This is a genomic window from Flagellimonas chongwuensis (genome assembly GCF_013376415.1).
Lineage (GTDB): Bacteria > Bacteroidota > Bacteroidia > Flavobacteriales > Flavobacteriaceae > Flagellimonas > Flagellimonas chongwuensis.
Genome location: NZ_WYET01000003.1, coordinates 1 through 19,436, shown reverse-complemented (window position 1 = coordinate 19,436; position 19,436 = coordinate 1). Strand labels below are relative to the sequence as shown.

The following is a 19,436-nucleotide window of genomic DNA, read 5'->3' as shown; positions in this document are numbered from 1 at the left end:
AGAAAAGGTTTTTAAACAAATGTTAATGTTAAAGGGTGCTTACAATTGTTCCAAGGCTTCCTTAGCCGTACTGACAGGGAGTTTGCAAGCTCCTTCTTGACATACATATACTAAGGTTTTACCCGGTACTTTCCTGTTTTTCAACAAATCAAGATTGCCATTCTTTTTGGAACCAGCTAAAATACTATTGGGCAGGTATTCCTTGCCAATTTGTTGTGCCATGTCCATATAGTCATCACCGATTATGGCGACCTCATAGAAATTTTTGTTGTTGAACAACACTAAATGCAACCAGTTGGAAAAACCCTGTGCCCTACGGTCAAAATCCTTTTGAACGTTTTTGAGCATTTGGTTTGATGTTTCTCCATAACCTTCACCTCGAAACAGCTTGTCAAATTTATAGAGATTGATGGCCATCATGGAATTGGAGGAGGAGATAACGTTGTCGTCCACTTCTATGGTCCTCCTAATCAGGGATTGGTCTTGGTCCGAAGTATAAAAAAACATTCCAGATTCATTGTCGAAAAAGTGTTTTTTTGTGTATTTGAGAAGGTTTTTGGAAAGTTTTAGCCATTTTTCATCAAAAGTGACCTCGTAAAGTGCAAAATAAGCATCGATTACAGTGGCATAATCATCCAAAAATGCATTGATGGTACTGGTACCATTTTTATGGTTGCGGTAGAGTGAGCCATCTTCTTTTATAAGTTCCCGTTCAATAAATTCGGCGTTTTTTAAGGCAAGGTCCAAGTATGCCTCGTTTTCCAGATAACGATAGGCATCCACCAGTCCTTTAAGCATCAATCCGTTCCACGATGTCAAGATTTTGTCATCCAACCGTGGTCTCGGACGCTTATTTCTTTCATTTTTAAGTGTGGCTAGGCCCTTTTTTATGGTTTTCCTCAACGTTTCAATGTCAATGCCAAAACTGTTGGCAATCTCTTCATCGTTCTTGTCACGGATAAGTACATAATTCTGCTCTTCCCAATGCCCGTAAGAGTTAATGTTAAAATATGCTTGGAACAGTTCAAAATCATTGCCCAGTAAATTGATAAGTTGCTCCTTCGTCCAAACATAATAGGCACCTTCCTTCAAGCTGCCATGTCCGTCCAAGCTATCGGCATCCAATGAGGAAAAGAATCCACCACTCTTGTCCAAAAGTTCCTCTTGGACAAAGGCAATCGTTTCGGCAACAACACCTTTGTACAGGTCATTCTTTGTAACGGCATAGGCCTTGGCATACAGACTGGTCAATTGACCATTGTCGTACAGCATCTTCTCAAAGTGGGGTACATGCCATTTTACATCAACGGCATATCGGGAGAACCCTCCGCCCACTTGGTCGTATACACCTCCGTAGGCCATTCGGGTTAGAGTAGTGTCCACAAACTCCATAATCTCGGGTTTGTTGGTCGTGGTGGCATAGTGCAATAAAAATTCCCAATTATTGGGCATCATAAATTTCGGAGCGCGCTTATGTCCGCCCAAAAAAGTATCGAAGTACTGCGTCCAGTTTTGAACGGCACTATCCAACTGCTCCAAGGAATAGAGTTCACTGTCCACATTGTTTTCTACCAAGTTTATGGCCTGTAGTCCATTCGCCAGGTCGGTGGCATATTCGGTTACCCGTTGCTTATCGTTTTTATAAAGTTCGGCCAGTTGTTCCAGGGACTTTATCCAATTGTCTTTTGGAACATAGGTCGCACCCCAAAAAGGCCTTCCATCGGGCAGGGCCACAATATTGAGGGGCCACCCACCTTGACCTGATATCATTTGGATGGCATCCATGTAAATCTGGTCCACATCTGGACGCTCTTCCCTATCAATCTTTATATTGATGAAGTTGTCGTTCATCACTTGGGCCACTGTTTCGTCCTCAAAACACTCTTTTTCCATAACATGGCACCAATGGCAGGCAGCGTAGCCAATACTTATGAGCAGAAGTTTATCCTCTTTTTGCGCTTTTTCCAGCACATCTGGATGCCAAGCTTCCCAATTTACCGGATTATGTGCATGTTGGAGCAAGTATGGGCTGGTTTCATGGATAAGGGCGTTGGTATGTTTATGGCTCATGTTGTCGGAATTTTGTTTGCAGCCAAGGGCTACGGTTCCAAATAATATGAAGAAAAGCACTTTTTTCATCACATGGGCGGTTTTGTGCATAAAAAAATGCGTCCGTTTCGGGACGCATTTTCTTTTCTTCATTTTTGTTATTGTACTTCAAAGGTAATCTTCACGTTTACCCTGTAGTTGTCAATTTTTCCATCTTTTACGGTAGCACTCTGCTCGTTGATGTAGATGGAACGAATGTTCTTAACTGATTTTGAGGCCTGCTCCAACGCATTGTTGGTAGCATCTTCCCAGCTCTTGCTGGAATTAGCCAATACTTCGATAACTTTTAAAACTGCCATGGTCAATGTATTTTTTAGATTTCCTTTAAGGTAACAAATTTTGACCGGAATAAGGCAGTGGCCTAGTTAATTATCCGTTAAGGGCAACAACTTCCTTGATTTTATCGCCCATCATGTTTTTTAACATGGTCTCGATACCATTCTTTAGGGTGAAGGTGGATGATGGACAGCCGCTACATGCTCCTTGAAGGATAACGCTCACGGTACCACTTTGCTCTTCATAGGATTGAAAAAGAATGTTTCCGCCATCACCGGCAACGGCTGGCTTCACATATTCTTCCAAAATGTCTATGATTTGAAGTGAGGTGTCATCGTAATCAGTGCCTGATTTTTTCTGCTCAATAGTTTCCTTGCCCTTTTGAATGGCTTCTGCAGTTACCACTTCCTTGCCATCGGCAAGATAATCACGGATAAATTCGCGCAATTGCATATTGATTTCTTCCCAGTCGGCTACTTCATATTTGGTAACGGATACGTAGTTTTCGTCCATAAAAACCTCTTTTACAAAAGGTAAATGGAAAAGTTCCTTGGCCAGTGGTGAATCTTTGGCCTCGTCAATATTCTTGAACTCATATGTAGAGGGAACGATTCTTTTGTTGGACACAAACTTCATCACAGCAGGATTGGGTGTTACCTCAGCGTATACTGTAATCGGCTCTTTTTTTGTAACCGCCTCTTCATTGACCACAGGTTCACCGGCGTTGAGGTACTCTACCAATTGTTGAGCCACTTCATCCTTTACATCGTCCCACTCCACAATGTCAAAACGTTCCAATGCCACAAAGTTGCTGGCAATGTAAACGGTCTTGATAAATGGGAGGTAGAAAAGTTGTTGGGCCAAAGGGGAGTTTTTGGCCTCATCAATATTTTTAAACTCGTAATTGCCCTTCACCAAAAAATGGTTGGCTTCCAGTTTTATTATTTTGGGGTTGTTGGTAGGAACAACCGTGATATTGAACTCTTTCATCTTGAATATTTGTTGCAAAAATACCAATAGTTGCGATGCGCAGCAAAATATTATAATAATGTGACAAGCTTATCGTTATTTAAGTGTTTTATTGTATTCGATAATCACTAGCCCCAACCGTCAGATGAGACGAATCTTAACCTCAATGTTTATTGCCTTGTTTTTTGGCTCATTTGCCAAGGCCCAAGAAGGTATTCCCGTGTATTTTGATTACTTGGCGGATAATTATTATCTGGTATATCCATCAATGGCGGGTATTTCGGAAGGTACCAAAGTTCGCCTAACAGCAAGAAAGCAGTGGTTCAGTGTGGACGAAGCGCCCAACTTGCAAACATTGAACATTAATTCTCGAGTTGGGGAACGCAGCGGAGTAGGGGGAATTCTTTTCAACGATTCCAACGGTTACCATTCGCAAACAGGGTTCAAGGCCACGTATGCGCACCACTTGCAGTTGGCTGGCGATTTTAGGACGCTCAACCAGTTATCTTTTGGACTGAGCGCTGGTGTAATACTGAGCAGTTTGGACGAAACCGAATTTAGGTCCGTAATTCCTGACCCGGTTGTCACAGGGGTCAAAAACACCACTAGTTATTTTAATGTAGATCTAGGGGCATCCTATAATCTGTTTGAGTTTTATGCACATGTCGCTGTACTGAACCTTTTGGGAAGTGGACGTGATCTCTATACGGCTGCCGAGTTTGATAACCTAAGACGTTATTTGTTCTCCGTAGGCTATGTTTTTGGGAAAACTACCCGAATCGAACCATCCATTTTGTTTCAAATGACGGATTTTACCAAAGAGAAGACGGTGGACCTGAACGCAAAAGTATATCGAGATGTGAGTTTTGGAACCGTTTGGGCCGGATTGTCCTACCGCCGCAGTTTTGATGGGGCACAATTTCAATCCAACGGGAATTTTGGGGAGCAACGTCTTCAATTATTTACACCTATTATCGGGGTCAATGTGAACCGATTTATGTTTTCTTACAACTACTCCTATCAGGCGGGGGATATCCGCTTTGATAATGGAGGGTTTCACCAAATTACGCTAGGATACGACTTCGGGCAAAGTGACCAAGGCAAGCGTTACGACTGCTATTGTCCTGCGGCCAATAACTAAAATGGCCCATCTTTTTATGATGGACCATTTCAATCTTAAAAAGCGTCAATGTTATTTTTTATCCCAAGTATAGTTTTTCTTTGATGCCTGGGCCTTTATAGCGGATAACATGGCATTTTCCAATTCCCCGGTTTCCTCTTTTTGATTTTCGGCAATGTAAACCTCTCGTTTGGCATTGAGCTCTTGTATTTGTTTTTGGATCTCTTCCCGTTCCGCTTTCTTTTGTTTTACATAAGCTTTGATCTCACTTTCGGATTTCCCTCGGAGTTCTTCGGGCAGATCTTTTTGTGGCAACTCTGCAATCAAGGATTCATCATCTTCAGCGGCATCAACAAGGTCCCAAGTCGAATTTTTGTACAACCTGGAACTTTTGCTCACAGCTCTTTTCACAGCTACCACTTCTTCCAGTTCTGCAGCATTGGCATCTTGAGCATATTGCAGCTCCTTTTTTTGTCTGCCAATGGAGCCATAGGAAACATAGGTCCCGTTCAATTTAGAATTCAATTTGATGATAATATCGTCATAAGGCGTGTTAATGTGGACCACCTGTCTGTTGTGGTCAATGGCCATATATTCGCCGCCGGTAAGTGTGGCGCCGCTCTTCCACATGGTGGAAATACCTTGCTCGTAATTGCCACAAAAAATGGTGTTTACAATAACATCCTTCTCCTTTGCATTGGTGGTGGCGTCCGTGTAATCCAGTTTTCCTTGGGTGAAGGGCTCATTACCGGCAATAAATATCATTTTAAGGTCATCTGCGTTCTTGCCCCAATCCAATTGTTTTAATGAGGTATGGATAACCTGTCCACAATACTCTTCACCACCATTTGTGGTCAGTGAGAACAATTTTTCCGAAATTTCGTCCAGATCGTTGCTGAAACCCAACACCTGTCTGATGTATCCTTCACGTGAAGAAAGATTGTCATTTCCATATTCATAAAGTGCAATTTGAAGTGATGGTCTCTTGTTGGTGCCGCATTTGGCATGGGTAAACTCATTTACAATGTCCCACAATTGTGCTTTCGCCTGATTGATGAGTCCGTCCATACTATTGCTCGTATCCAAAAGCAGCGCAATTTTAACGTATTGCTCTGAAGGCTTTTCGGTTACGGACCGAGTGACTAAAGTTGTTTTCTCTTTCGTGTGTGCATTAAGGTTGCAACCGTAACTTGTACCTGTCATAAATAACAGAAAAGCCGAACCTAAAAAGTAATTCATATGTTTCATGATGCAATAATTTTTAAAGTTGAGGTAAATGTATCGGCAACTTTGTTCAATTAAAATCAGGAATGAGTGACCTGGCATTTCAAATGAGTGAATGGAACCAACAACTTCGTAAAGTGGTAAAATAGAGTTGTTTTTTAGTGGATTTCGGTAGGTGACCATTTTTTAAAATGCTTGGGATGCAGTATGTTTACCTAACATATGGCTCGCCACATTTACATATTACTATTGATTCTTTTCTCCTCGTTGGGTTCTCTGGCGCAAGTGGGAAATGCACAGGGTCAAATACAGATCAAGGGCTCGGTAAAGGGCAAGGAAAACTACGCCCCCATTTCTGGAGTTCGTGTATCTACCGATAAAGGTGCCTTTACCACTACAAATGCCTTGGGCGAGTTTGTTATCAGGGCTTCCGTAGGAGATATATTGATGGTTGAAGGACCTGAACTGGAAACCGTGCGTTACCGTATCAAATCGGGTGAGGATGTGGATGTGTTGGTGGAAGGTTATTACGGTGGGGTTTCGAAAAAGCAAAAACGGGAAGCCATAAGTTCAAGGAGTTTCCTTGCAGACCATCAACGGTTTTTGGATTCGGCCAATGTCTACAAGAAAACCAATTTGGAAAAGAGCATCGATTTTATCGCGCGTTCCATGGAACCTTTGGGAAGTTCGGGCAATAAAACTGAATTTTCTGCCTCGTTACGTACTTTGGGCGAAATCTATATGTTCCACGAACAGTACGATTTGGCCATCACCAATTTTAAGGATGCCTTGGCCGCCCAAGAATCCAACAAGACCAAAATACATTTGGGACGTGCTTATGTGCTGAACGGAAATTATGAAAGTGCCATCTCCATTCTAGAACCTCTGGTAACGGTAAGGAACATGGTTCCCTATCAGCGAATCGAGCTTTTTGAAGCTCTAGGCGATGCCAATAAGGAGCTGAACAAATTGAAAGATGCCCAAGGGTACTATCAGCAGGGACTGCTTATTGCGGAAAAGAATCAGATTTCGCCAAAGGAAATCGACCTCAATTCTAAAATTGCTGATGTATTCGCAAGCGAAGATAGGGTAATAGAAGCCGAAGGGTTTTACCAAAATTCCTTGAACTTATCAAAAGAAGTGGCACCTGAGCGCTTGATTCAAGAGAGTGAAAAAGTGGCGGATTTCTATAATCAGAAAAGTCGTTATAATGACGAGATTCAACTGAGAAAAAGAAACCTGGACGAACTAAAGCAGATGTCAAGGGCCAGTGTGGCCACCAGAGGACTGGGAATCAATACACGGGATACCATAACCTCTCAGCGCATCAATTATAAAATTGCCAACGCCTATATCGCACAGGACAAATTAGAGGAAGCAATTCCGTATCTGGAAAAAAGTATAGTGGAAGCGGACAAGGATGATGACCTGGTAGTGCAAAAGGACGCTACGCGAAAATTATCCGAAGTGTACGGCTACAAAGGTGATTACGGCAAGGCATTGGCATCTTATCAGGATTATGTGGCCGTGGTGGATAGCCTATATGTTCGAAAGGAACAGGAAATTTCCAGGGCGGCACGTTTTAACCGAGAGATTGCAAACACACAAAACCGAATTTCCAGTTTGGAACAGGAAAGGGAGCTAAGTCAGAGCAAGTATAGTCTGGCGGTAACGGAGCAGCAATTGTACGAGGAGACCAGTAAGCGACAAAAATGGATCATCTACTCACTGATATTTGGAATTGCCCTGATGGCACTTACCGCATTCTTGTATTACAGGAGCAACAGGCAGCAAAAATTGGCCAATAACCTTCTGGCATTGAAATCGCTCCGGACACAAATGAACCCGCATTTTATTTTTAATGCGCTTAATTCCGTCAATACCTACATCGCCAAGAGCGACGAGCGAAGTGCCAATCGGTTTTTAAGTGAGTTTTCCGTGTTGATGCGAAGTGTACTCGAGAATTCAGAAGAAGATTTTATTCCGTTGGCCAAGGAACTGGAGTTGTTGGAACTATACGTAAAATTGGAACATTCAAGGTTTTCCGACAAGTTTGATTACGAAATAGACGTAGATAAAAAAATAGATGTGGATGCCTTTCAGATTCCGCCCATGTTGTTGCAGCCCTATATAGAAAATGCCATTTGGCATGGACTGCGCTATAGGGAGGAAAAGGGTTGCCTTAAAATCAAAGTTAGGCAAATTACAGATGATATGCTCGAAATCTGTATCGAGGATGACGGTATAGGAAGAAAAAGGTCCGCTGAATTGAAGACCACCAATCAAAAGAAACAGAAATCCAAGGGCATGGGCAACATAAAAAAACGCATCCAGATTTTGAACGATATGTACAAAAACAGGGTAGATGTATCCATTGCTGATTTGAACAAAGACCAAACCGGAACCCGAGTCTCCTTAAAACTTAAAAAGCAATAATGGAACTAAAAGCAGTAATTGTGGAAGATGAAGCCAATAGCCGCGAAATTCTCCGGAACTATTTGGCGAAGTATTGCGATAAAGTCACGCTGTTAGGCGAGGGAGCTACTATTGAAGAGGGGCTGCAACAAATCAAAAGACACAGTCCCGATTTGGTGTTTTTGGATGTGGAAATGCCCTTTGGAAATGCTTTTGACCTGTTGGACCAAATCCCCGACCGTACTTTTGAGACCATTTTTGTGACGGCCTATAACCAATATGCCATGGACGCACTCAATCATCATGCGGCCTATTATTTGATGAAACCCATCAATATTGATGAGTTGATAAAAGCAGTGGACTATGTGCGTACCATCAAGGAAAAGGAGAATGCCTTGGAGGGACAGGTGCTGCAAGCTCGGTCCGTGAAGGCTGAAGGAAAAATAACATTGCCCCAACAAGATGGTTTCCAAGTGTTGGAGGTTGCCGATATCTATTTCTGCAAAGCGGACGATAATTATACCGAAATCTATCTGGAAAAAAGGAAAATAGTTGTGAGCAAAACCCTCAAATATTTTGAAGAAGCCCTGCAATCGTATTCTTTTGCTCGAATCCATAAATCATATTTGGTCAACGTGACCGAGGTGGTGAAGTACAAAAAAGGCAAGGGAGGTAGTGTGGTGTTGTCCAACGGGAAAGAACTTTCCGTTTCGGCATCCAAAAAGGCGGAACTATTGTCGTATTTTCAATAAATTATTCATCATCCCATGTCGAGGAAGGTGAAACAAAGTCAAAATATATTAGCATGATTATAAAACCGGTACGGGGAAAATCTCCTGAGTTTGGAAAGGATTGTTTTATCGCGGAAAATGCAACCATTGTGGGTGAGGTAACTATGGGAGACCAATGCAGTGTTTGGTTCAACGCAGTAATACGTGGCGATGTCCATTTTATCAAAATGGGAAATAAAGTGAATGTGCAGGATGGTGCGGTGATCCACTGCACTTACGAAAAATCCCCGACCACTATCGGGAACAACGTCTCCATAGGCCATAATGCTTTAGTACATGGTTGCACGATCAAGGACAATGTGCTGGTGGGTATGGGAAGCATTATTATGGATGACTGTGTAGTGGAGAGCAACTCCATTATTGCGGCAGGGGCAGTGGTCACTAAGGGGACCCATGTGGAAGCGGGAAGTATTTATGCAGGAATGCCCGCCAAGAAGATAAAGGACATCAGCCCTGAACTGTCCAAAGGGGAAATAGACCGGATAGCCAATAATTACGTGAAATACGCCAGTTGGTTCAAAGAACAATAGTAATCGAGCAAACGATAAATTGAATATTCCCTATTTTTGTGCCACTCAAAAAAATCGACAACCATGAACGCATATATTTTTCCAGGACAAGGTGCACAATTTGTAGGTATGGGCTTGGACCTGTACGAAAATCACTCCGAGGCACAGGAGCTGTTTGAAAAAGCCAATGAAATCCTTGGTTTTTCAATTACCGATATCATGTTCGAAGGTACGGCCGAGGACCTAAAACAGACCAAGGTGACACAACCCGCCATTTTTTTACATTCTGTAATCTTGAGCAAGGTGTTGGGGGATAGTTTTAAGCCGGATATGGTGGCCGGGCATTCCTTGGGAGAATTCTCCGCATTGGTGGCCAACGGCACCTTAAACTTTGAAGATGGACTAAAATTGGTTTCACAGCGTGCCCTTGCCATGCAAAAAGCATGCGAGATACAACCCAGTACCATGGCCGCCGTTTTGGGGCTGGAAGATGAGGTTGTGGAAAAAATCTGTTCGGAAGTGGAAGGTGTAGTGGTGCCTGCAAACTACAATTGTCCAGGGCAATTGGTAATTTCCGGTGAAGTGGATGCTGTTAATGTAGCCTGTGAAAAATTGAAAGAGGCCGGAGCAAGAAGAGCTTTGTTGTTGCCAGTGGGTGGAGCTTTCCATTCCCCGTTGATGGAGCCTGCTAGGGAAGAATTGGCCGCAGCCATCAAAGCTACCGAATTTAAGACGCCGAGCTGCCCTATTTATCAAAATGTGACCACGACGGCAGTATCCGACCCGATTGAAATTCAAAAGAATTTAATACTACAGTTGACCGCTCCCGTAAAGTGGACGCAAAGCGTTCAGCAAATGGTAAAAGGCGGGGCTACATCCTTTGTGGAAGTAGGGCCGGGCAAGGTGTTGCAAGGGTTGGTGAAAAAAATTCACGGTGAGGCCGAAACCAGTTCCGCAGTGGTTTCTTAAGCACGGAAAACAGTTCATCCAAATAAATTGAGATTTAAACTAATTGGCAAGGTTGTTCCTTGCCTTTTTTGTAATATTGGTTCACCCAACTTACCAACTACACGCAGGCAAAAAGAACATAACTGAAAAGCACGCAATAAATAATGCAAGCTCGGCTAAAAACAACCTCATCAATACCATCTGCCGCTATGGGTCGTGGTCATATTTTGATTATTCTTTTTCTACTATTGGGTATCGGTGTTGGCTTTGGGCAAACCGTTTCCATAACCGCAAGCGAACCTAATGCCAGCGAGGCAGGCCTTACTTCTGGTGAGTTTACTATTTCTGTAACAGGAGGTACAGTTTTCTCAACTGTGGAAGTCTTTTTGGAAGTCGATGTGAGCAGTACGGCAACATCAGGAGTGGATTATACTGCATTGCCACCCTCTGTGAGTGTTACCATTGGTATTTTAAGTGGAGGTAATGGTTCAGAGACATTGGACGTCGATGTATTGCAAGATGCTCTGGTCGAGTTTGATGAAACGGTTACCGTGAACATAGTTTCCAATGCTAATTATACAGTAGCCCCTGGTAGTGGTTCGGCCACAGTGACCATTTCAAGCGAAGATGTCCCTGATGGTACCTGTACCAATTTGGCAGCCCCTAACTTAGATACCACAGAGCCCACAGTGTTCTGCGAGGCCATATTTGTGGATTTGGACAATTATGTTAACAATGTGAACGGACCCGGGGGCACACAACTGGTGTGGTCCAGAAACCCTTCTCCGGATAACGTTGATGATCAAATTGATAGTAATATAGAAGATGGCTCTGGTGTTTACTATGGATTCTATTACGATAATGCCAATGACTGTTACGGCGCTAGCTTGGAGCTGGAACTGGAAAGAAATTTCACCCCAACCATTATAGAGACCACTGCAGAACAGATTTGTGGCTCAGGAACATCTGTATTAACGGTTACTGCCGAGGTGGAAGATTTGAGTGCCATAACCTATAGCTGGTTCGATAGTTTGGATGCAAATGCAAGTCCTATCGCAACAGGAACCACCTTTGAGACCGGAGAGTTAACGGAAACTACCTCTTTTTATGTTTCCGCGGCATCCAATGAATGTGCTTCCGAACGTGAGGAGGTGGTGGTCACCGTGAACAATGAACCGTTGGCGGGGGCTCCGATAGATGGACTGCAAGCATGTAATGTTTCCAGTGATGATGGTCCGAATACTTTCGATTTGGATGAGGGGCTTATTGGTCAAGATCCTGGGACTTGGACAATAATTACTGATCCTTCAGAAGGAAATGTGACAATCGGAGCTGAAAACGTAGTCGATTTTACTGGGCTTCCCAGTGGGGATTACATTTTTGAATATACCACGAATACTGTTGGAAACTGTACAGAAACAGCTTCGGCCCAGATTACCATAGCCGTACAAGATTGTATTTCCAATGAGGCCATTGATTTGGCCATAACAAAAAGCGTAGAAGGTAGGGATGCCTATTTGTTGGGGGAAGAAATAGTTTTTGTTATCGATGTGGAAAATGTGGACGGAAATTTGGTAATGGATATTGTCGTCAGTGATATACTTGATGAAGATTTTGAATTTTTGAATGCTGAAGCAACCTTAGGGAACTATGATTCAGGTACTGGAGAATGGACCATCTCGGAAATGACCCCGGCCGATTTAAATGCAACTCTGACCATAACAGTAAGAGCAAGAGGTGCAGGAGATATTCCGAATACGGCAGCATTGGTATCCTCGGTGCCTGAAGATGATGTGCTTGGTAATAACTCCGACTCTGTAACCGTAAGTGTAGATAGAAGCCAATGTGTTTATCCAGGCACTATATGTAATATTTTCTCGCCCAATGGGGACGGGTACAACGATACCCTTACCTTGGTTGGGGATCATCTATTCCCTAATAATACATTCGAAGTTTTCGACCGATACGGCAACAGCGTTTTCCAAATGGATGGATATGATAGTTCTTGGGACGGAACAGGCAAGAATGGCGATTTACCCAAGGGTACTTATTTCTATGTTCTGGACCTAAATGGAGATGGAACGGATGTGTTAAAAGGATGGATACAAATTGTAAGAGACAACTAAAATGCCAGATATAAAAGGTTTGTTGAAATACGTAATATGCTTACTTACTCTATGCATGGTCATTGGTTCCGTGTATGGACAAAAGGAGCCGCATTACACTCAGTACATGTATAATATTGGTAGTTTTAACCCGGCATATGTGGGCACTGTGGAAAGTCCTGAAATAATTGGATTGTACCGCTCGCAATGGATGGATATCGATGGAGCGCCTACAACGATTAGGGGAGGTGCCAATATTCCTTTTAAGAATGAAAAAATGGGATTGGGAATCAATGTGGTGAACGATGTTCTAGGACCATCTACCCAAACATATTTTGATATTGCTTATTCCTATCAAATCCGATTATCTCAAGAAACCAAGCTCTCTTTTGGACTAAATGTCGGAGGGTCAATGCTAGATATAGATTATTCCAAGGGTAATTTTGAAAACCCATCGGATCCATCGATATTGGGGGGTAAATACAATAGTTTTTATCCCACTGTGGGGGCAGGTCTTTTTATGTACCATGAAGAAGACTGGTACCTTGGGGTCTCTGTACCCAACTTTTTGACAAATGCATTGTACAACAACGAAGTGGCGACCATCGTAGAAGATAATATGCAATTCAATGCCATTGGAGGGTATGTGTTCAAATTGGGAGAACAGACCAAATTTAAGCCTGCATTTTTGGTAAATTACTTAGAAGGTTCCCCAGTAACGGTAAACTTATCGGCCAATTTTCAGTTTTTGGATGCTCTCACTATTGGTGGGTCGTATCGATTGGACAATGCCGTAAGCGGGTTGGCGGGACTTCAGATTTCAAACGCGATGTTTATAGGGTACGCGTACGATTATGCTACCAATGGTCTGGGTGAATACAGCGGCGGTTCCCATGAGGCAATCATCAAGTTTTATATAGGACGGGGCGGTTTTGGTTCCGGAGGTAATAAGTCCAAGGATAAAAAATCGAACGACAATAAAGGAAAGCAAATAGATTCCCCTAGATTTTTCTAACATGAGCCATGTAAAAAAAATACAATTGACACTTTGGGCATGCCTACTGGGCACAGTGCTCAGTTTTGCTCAAAAAAGAAGTTCCCCAGGAGATGTTTTCTTTTTTCAGTACGAATATCAAAAGGCGGTCGATGCCTACGAGAAGCAACTTTCAAAAGGAGTACTTACCAAACAGCAGTTCCTTAATCTGGCTGATGCCTATTTTGAAACCGAGAATTTTGAAAAAGCGTCCAAGACCTACATGGAAATCTTTGGAAAGGATTCTTTGATGGATGCTCACCATTACAACAAGATGCTTAGGAGCCTATCCCAAAATTCCAATACGGATGGAACAAATGGATTTTTGGCCAAAGTTTCGTCAAGTTTTCCTAAGGAATTGATGGAGAACATGGAGTTCAATAAACAACTTCTAGAAAATGGCTCGCAAGAAAATCAGTTGGAATATGATATCTTCAATTTGAACGGAAACAGTCCTCAAACGGATTTTGCCCCTAGCTTTTACGATGATAAACTTTTGTTTTCCAGTGGACGACAAGTCAATAAAAAATTACGCTATGAGCCAGGCAATGAAGGGTATTTCCATATTTACGAATCAAATATTCAGCCTACTGGACTAGTTGCCTCCGTACAGTTGTTCAAATCGTTGAAGGATACGGATTACCACGAAGCAACACCATTCTATTCATCAAAATTGAACAGTATTTTTTATGTGCTGTCCAACACCGAAAATGGGGGGCTAGCCTTCGATTCCAACGGAAAAAATGCCTTGGCCATTGCCAAACAAGCGATAGGAGGTTCCTATCAATTGTTATTGAAGGACTTGAGTACCTCTTTCTATTATCCCTTTTATGATGATGCTAGCGGTAAGCTTTATTTTTCGGCCGATTTTGAGGATAGTTATGGTGGTACGGATATCTATTATGTGTACACCAATAATGGACAGGTAATGTCAGCTCCAATCAATTTGGGTCCAAGAATCAATTCGCCAGGAAACGAGATTGCCCCATACATATTTGAGAACAGTCTTTATTTTGCATCCGATGTGTTTTATGGTCTGGGTGGTATGGATATTTATAAATCCAATATTGAGGATGATGGGTTTGGGGTTCCAATCAATTTGGGAGAACCCATCAACACCGAATTTGACGATTTTGGAATGATTATCCGTAACGAAGGAGATGGCTTGTTGGGCTATTTTGCATCCAACCGTAAAGGAGGTAAAGGAAAGGATGATATCTATGGGTTCAAGGTGGATGAAAAGCCAGGTCTCAAGACTATCACATTTAAAGGTGCTGTGGTAAACCAGAGTGGATCATCCCAAACGGTTGCCAACGTAGAAGTCAGTCTATGGGATATGAACGGGGCTATGCTGGCCAAAACAATTTCGGATGAAAGTGGTGAATATCGTCTGGAAATTCCATACGAGAGCGAATTGGTGTTGGATGCATCCAAAGAGCGATATTCAAGATATATCAAGAAGTTTGTCCAAGATGAATTGGATGCTTTACAGAACACTACTTTCGATATTCCCGTTTCACTTTATGATGATTTAGTGGAAGAAAGGGAAGGTCAAAAAGTGGTGAAGTTGAATGACTTCTATTTTAAAACGGGGTCTACCCAACTTAATGATGATATCAAAGAAGAGCTTACCAAAGTTGTTGACTTCGTCAAAGCATTCCCAGATGCACAATTGCGAATAGAGACGTATACGGACAGTAGGGGAGGAAGCAGTACCAATTTTAAGCTTACTCAGGCACGTTCCGATGCCATTAAAAAATATCTGGTGGAAAGTGGTGTGCCGGCCACAACTATTTTATACTCTATTGGCTATGGAGAAGATAAAATCTTGAACAATTGTACCAATGGAGTGTTCTGTTTGGAAACATTGCACAAAAAGAACCAACGTTCTTTGATAGTTGTACTCAACGATAATGTTCTGTTCGATTAATTAAATCAACAGCATCCAACAATAGTACAAAGCGAAGAGCGATAAAAAGATCATGCCGCAATAGGTGAGAACTTTTAAGCCTGTTTTGGGCCTGTATTCCTCTGGGATATCTTTTCCTGTTACCGTTTTTAAATTCATCCAACCTAATAGCGGGGCAAAAACAAACGAAACAAAAGTGGCTAGAGCCACAAGATTTCCCATGTTGGCACTGAACAAACTTATAACGATCCAGTTGATCCAAGCCATGGCAATCACCATCAAAGCAAAGGTATGTTTACCATTGTAGATGTTTTTTTTGGGAAATAATTTTTGAAGCACATCCAAGCTTACCCTGGAAATGGCATCATGTGCCGTCATACAGGTGCTGAACATGGTGGCGAATGCCGCAACGGCAATAAAAAAATAGGCCCAACTTCCAATGTGCGTCGTAAAGAGACTTACCAGTTGGTCCGCAAAGATGACGGAGTTATTGCTAACTTCCGTTCCGGTACCATAGAGGGTCATCCACCCTATGATCATAAAAAACAAAGCTAAGACCGCTGTAAGGATATATCCAACGTTGAATTCTTGCAGAGCAAGTTTTAGAGAGGGCTTGTTCTTCATGGTTTTTAAATTTTCCATGCCCCATAAGCTTACCCAGCCAGATGCCTCCACCGCTGTGGGCATCCACCCAACAAGTCCGATCAAAAATAAAATGCCAACCTCGTTGAAAATTTCCGGCCTTTGATAGGAGGAAGCATTGGGCACCGGCCCTTTTTGTAATACCATAACGGTTGTAATCAAAAGAGCGATAAAGAGTATGGTAATCACCGCTTTCAAGGAATTTTCTAGGAATCGATACTTGCCAATGATGAGCAAAAGACTTATAAATACAAAAAGTCCAAATGCAATCGCACCCGCCCCTACGGAAGTTACCTCGAATAGGTTAATGAACAATCCAGCGGTCACAACATACAACGCCGCCAAAATGGTAAAGGTGGAAATCAACGTTACAAAGGCATAAATGTACAAATAAGTTTTTCCTAGATTGGTGTACCCCTCAATCAAGCTTTTTTCTGTCACCGTGGTATAGCGAATCCCGAACTCAAAAAAAGGATACTTGAGCAAATTGGCCAAAATAATCGGGACTACCATTACCCAACCATATTGGGCACCTGCTTTGGTAGATAACACCAAATGTGAGGTGCCAATAGCCATACTGGCGAATAAAAGGCCAGGGCCAAGTGCTTTCAACAGTGCCTTCATGCGGTTTGTTGGTTAATTTTCAGGGAGGAAGATATGTTTTTTTGTTGAAATTTTTCAGTTTCCCCCCTAGAGGCAATCGTTTATTCTTTTCCCAAAAGTGATTTTTGGAATAGTTTAAAAATACGGGTGTATTCATCTGTCCAACTACTTGGTTCCACAAAACCATGTCGCTCTACAGGATAAACTGCCATTTCCCAGTTTTCTTTGCCAAGTTCTATCAACCGTTGAGAAAGGCGAACCATGTCCTGAAAATGTACATTATCGTCCACCATACCGTGAAGAATCAAAAGGTCACCTTCTAATCCATCTGCAAAATAAATAGGTGAACTTCGTTTATAGGCCAAACTATCCGTAGCCGGCGTGTTCAAGATTCGAGCGGTGTAGCCATGGTTGTAGGCTGCCCAATCGCCCACGGAACGGATTGCACCCCCGGCACTAAAAGTTTCTGGCGCGTTGAACATTCCCATTAAAGTGATAAACCCACCGTAAGAACCACCATAGATTCCAATTTTATCTGAATCAATACCGTATTTCTCCTTCAGCATATTGGCGCCGTCCACTTGGTCGGATAAATCCTTCCCGCCCATATGTCGGTAGATTCCAGTCCGCCAATCTCTGCCATAGCCCGCACTTCCGCGATAATCGATATCAAGTACGGTATAGCCATTGTCCACCAATAAATTATGGAACATATACTCCCTAAAATAGGAGCTCCACCATTTATGCGCATTCTGAAGGTAGCCCGCACCATGTACAAAAATTACGGCAGCCTTGTTTTTCACCGAAGCATCCGGTTGGTACAGTCTTGCATATACTTCTTCTCCGTCTGATGCCTTAAAGGTGATGACTTCCGGGTCTTTCCAGTCGTAAGTTTCGAACTCATCGGTATTCGAATTTGTGATTTGTTCTGCTTCTGGATTTCCACCGACCTCCACCGGGTTATCTTTAATAAACAATTCGGTAGGTTTGTTGGAATAGGAGTATAAAATCGCCATTTTTTTCTCATCGGGGGAAAGGGTTACATCATTTCCACCCGTCATGTTGGTCAATTGCTCCCATTTGCCCCCTTTGAGCTTCATAGTATAAAACTGTCGGTCTCCGGGATGCGTTTTATTGGAGGTAAAGTACCATTTGTCCTTGTCTTTTGATAGGAAAGCATCATAGATTTCAAAATTCCCAGAGGTAAGGGCATCCGTTTTTTTATTGTTGATGTTCACTGTATATAAATGGGAGTAGCCAGTTTTTTCGGACATGAACCAAACCTTGTCATCACCGGGCATCCATCCTAGGGAGCCACCTCCCCATCTGCCAATGCCTGGTCCTGCTATCCAAGCTTCATCATGCTGACGGTCCAGCTGCTCCACTTTTCCAGTTTTTGGGTCGAGCAACACAATCCAACGATCTTTATAATCATTGGCTTGGATATCTAACACGGCTTTTGTTCCATTTGAATTCCAAGTAGGCCCACTGATAGACCCAATGCGGTTTTCATTTTTATACGTCTTGTCAGGATAATCTTTGGTGTATTCCGGAATGTAATCCAAACCTTCCAAGTTGTCTAAAACCACCGGATAGCTCTTGCGACTTTTGATGTCGTACACGAACATTTCGTATTCTGTGGGTTCGTCACCCACCTTGGAACGGGTGTTCTGGTCTTCGGTGTAACCTGATTCTGTAACAAAATGAGGTACAATGGTGCCCTTAGAATTAGGCCTGTCCATTAAAACATAAGTAATAAAATTTCCGGACGGGTCTATTTCGAGATTGATGACCGGCTTACCCTTGGTTTCAATCTCCAACGGTTCCAAAGTTTCCAACTGATTACTTATTTCTTCACCTCTGTCCTTTTTTATCTTACGCTCCTGCAAAACATCAAATAGTTCCAATTGGTCTTGGTATAGCCATTCGTCCTTGGAGTCGCGCTTGGGTTCACTGTTTTTGGATTTTACAAATCGTGTTTTTTGCTCTAGTAAACCGGAATCCGTGTTCCAAGTAAATAGCTCTCCATTTTGTTCAAAAGCGATGCTCTTGCCATTATCCGTAAAATGCGGACCACTTTCCCTAGCTTGTGTTTTAGTGATAGGTTTGGATTGATGGGTGTTGAGGTCCAGTAAGAAAATATCGCCATTCTTGGCATAGACCGCTTTTGTTTTGACCTGATTATAGGTCAATCGTGAAGAAGGAAGCGAGTTTGCATCCAAAAAGCCCACTTTATTAATTTTTTTGTTTGTTACGGAGTAGGCATAGAGTGAATCGCTCAGTGCCCCATCCGGGTTCCAATCAAAATACAATGTTTTGCCATCAGTGGCCCAATATGCGCTGGATGGTCTATGTCCGACAAAGTCATCCCCCTGCATAATGTCTTTGATCTGTAGAGAAGAAATATTGCCCTTTTGTGCAATTATGGAATTGATGCAGATAAAAAGAAACGCAAGGAAGCTAGAGGTTCTTAACATGATAATAATTTTTTTGAGAAAGTTAGTTTGTCAAATATCGGTTATTTTGATGGGTTTATTGGACAGGAAACTCAAAGGAAAACTAGAAAACTACTCGGTTTTATTCGTAGAAAAAGTATCTTTAAAACGAACAAAAGGTAATTAAGATTAAATCATTTCACTTAATTTTTTGAATTTCAATCAATTAAATTAAACCAAACTAACAGATGCAGATAATAGAGAATTCTACGGTGTACGATGCGATCATCGTGGGCTCCGGGGCCGGTGGCGGCATGTCGGCGAAGGTGCTGTCGGAGGCGGGCCTCA

14 protein-coding genes are annotated in these 19,436 nt (G+C 42.4%); 8 read left to right on the top strand and 6 right to left on the bottom strand.

Annotated features, from left to right (window positions below; genetic code table 11):
* Positions 1 to 39: 39 nt before the first annotated feature.
* From GUA46_RS05870 to GUA46_RS05860, 3 genes are all read right to left on the bottom strand, one after another.
* On the bottom strand, positions 40 to 2,202 hold the full coding sequence (locus GUA46_RS05870) for a thioredoxin domain-containing protein (RefSeq protein ID WP_313790859.1): 2,163 nt from the start codon (positions 2,200 to 2,202) through the stop codon (positions 40 to 42).
* Between the two features lie 5 nt (positions 2,203 to 2,207).
* Positions 2,208 to 2,408 (bottom strand): dodecin family protein, encoded by a 201-nt coding sequence (locus GUA46_RS05865; protein ID WP_108246270.1) that lies wholly within the window; start codon positions 2,406 to 2,408, stop codon positions 2,208 to 2,210.
* A gap of 70 nt (positions 2,409 to 2,478) precedes the next feature.
* Complete coding sequence (locus tag GUA46_RS05860; RefSeq protein WP_108246269.1) at positions 2,479 to 3,375, bottom strand: NifU family protein; 897 nt, start codon at positions 3,373 to 3,375, stop codon at positions 2,479 to 2,481.
* A 124-nt stretch (positions 3,376 to 3,499) separates the two neighbouring features.
* Between GUA46_RS05860 and GUA46_RS05855 the strand changes: the two genes are divergently transcribed.
* A complete protein-coding gene (locus tag GUA46_RS05855; protein WP_176619701.1) occupies positions 3,500 to 4,495 on the top strand; it encodes a PorP/SprF family type IX secretion system membrane protein in 996 nt (331 codons plus the stop codon).
* Between the two features lie 51 nt (positions 4,496 to 4,546).
* Here the strand turns inward: GUA46_RS05855 and GUA46_RS05850 are convergent, their stop codons facing one another.
* The gene (locus GUA46_RS05850; protein WP_176619700.1) at positions 4,547 to 5,722 is read right to left on the bottom strand and encodes a VWA domain-containing protein; all 1,176 of its coding nucleotides are present in this window, start codon (positions 5,720 to 5,722) and stop codon (positions 4,547 to 4,549) included.
* 198 nt (positions 5,723 to 5,920) lie between these two features.
* On the opposite strand from GUA46_RS05850, the gene GUA46_RS05845 reads away from it, so the two are divergent.
* The 7 genes from GUA46_RS05845 to GUA46_RS05815 all read left to right on the top strand — a co-directional run bounded on the left by GUA46_RS05845 (position 5,921) and on the right by GUA46_RS05815 (position 15,429).
* Positions 5,921 to 8,134 (top strand): tetratricopeptide repeat-containing sensor histidine kinase, encoded by a 2,214-nt coding sequence (locus GUA46_RS05845; protein ID WP_176619699.1) that lies wholly within the window; start codon positions 5,921 to 5,923, stop codon positions 8,132 to 8,134.
* Positions 8,134 to 8,865: a LytR/AlgR family response regulator transcription factor gene (locus tag GUA46_RS05840; RefSeq protein ID WP_176619698.1), complete on the top strand. Its 732-nt coding sequence runs from the start codon at positions 8,134 to 8,136 to the stop codon at positions 8,863 to 8,865. Before GUA46_RS05845 ends, GUA46_RS05840 begins: the two co-directional genes overlap by 1 nt.
* A gap of 53 nt (positions 8,866 to 8,918) precedes the next feature.
* Positions 8,919 to 9,434 (top strand): gamma carbonic anhydrase family protein, encoded by a 516-nt coding sequence (locus GUA46_RS05835; RefSeq protein ID WP_176619697.1) that lies wholly within the window; start codon positions 8,919 to 8,921, stop codon positions 9,432 to 9,434.
* A gap of 63 nt (positions 9,435 to 9,497) precedes the next feature.
* A complete protein-coding gene (gene fabD, locus GUA46_RS05830) occupies positions 9,498 to 10,382 on the top strand; it encodes an ACP S-malonyltransferase (protein WP_176619696.1) in 885 nt (294 codons plus the stop codon).
* Between the two features lie 143 nt (positions 10,383 to 10,525).
* Entirely contained in the window at positions 10,526 to 12,487 is a 1,962-nt protein-coding gene (locus GUA46_RS05825) for a T9SS type B sorting domain-containing protein (RefSeq protein ID WP_176619695.1), read from the top strand.
* Between the two features lies 1 nt (position 12,488).
* Positions 12,489 to 13,481, top strand: coding sequence for a PorP/SprF family type IX secretion system membrane protein (locus GUA46_RS05820; protein ID WP_176619694.1), 993 nt, complete (start codon positions 12,489 to 12,491; stop codon positions 13,479 to 13,481).
* A gap of 1 nt (position 13,482) precedes the next feature.
* The gene (locus tag GUA46_RS05815; RefSeq protein ID WP_176619693.1) at positions 13,483 to 15,429 is read left to right on the top strand and encodes an OmpA family protein; all 1,947 of its coding nucleotides are present in this window, start codon (positions 13,483 to 13,485) and stop codon (positions 15,427 to 15,429) included.
* Here the strand turns inward: GUA46_RS05815 and GUA46_RS05810 are convergent, their stop codons facing one another.
* Positions 15,430 to 16,674, bottom strand: a complete 1,245-nt coding sequence (locus GUA46_RS05810) for an NRAMP family divalent metal transporter (RefSeq protein ID WP_176619692.1) — start codon at positions 16,672 to 16,674, stop codon at positions 15,430 to 15,432.
* Positions 16,675 to 16,754: 80 nt separating this feature from the next.
* The gene (locus GUA46_RS05805; RefSeq protein WP_176619691.1) at positions 16,755 to 19,130 is read right to left on the bottom strand and encodes a S9 family peptidase; all 2,376 of its coding nucleotides are present in this window, start codon (positions 19,128 to 19,130) and stop codon (positions 16,755 to 16,757) included.
* Between the last annotated feature and the right edge of the window lie 306 nt (positions 19,131 to 19,436).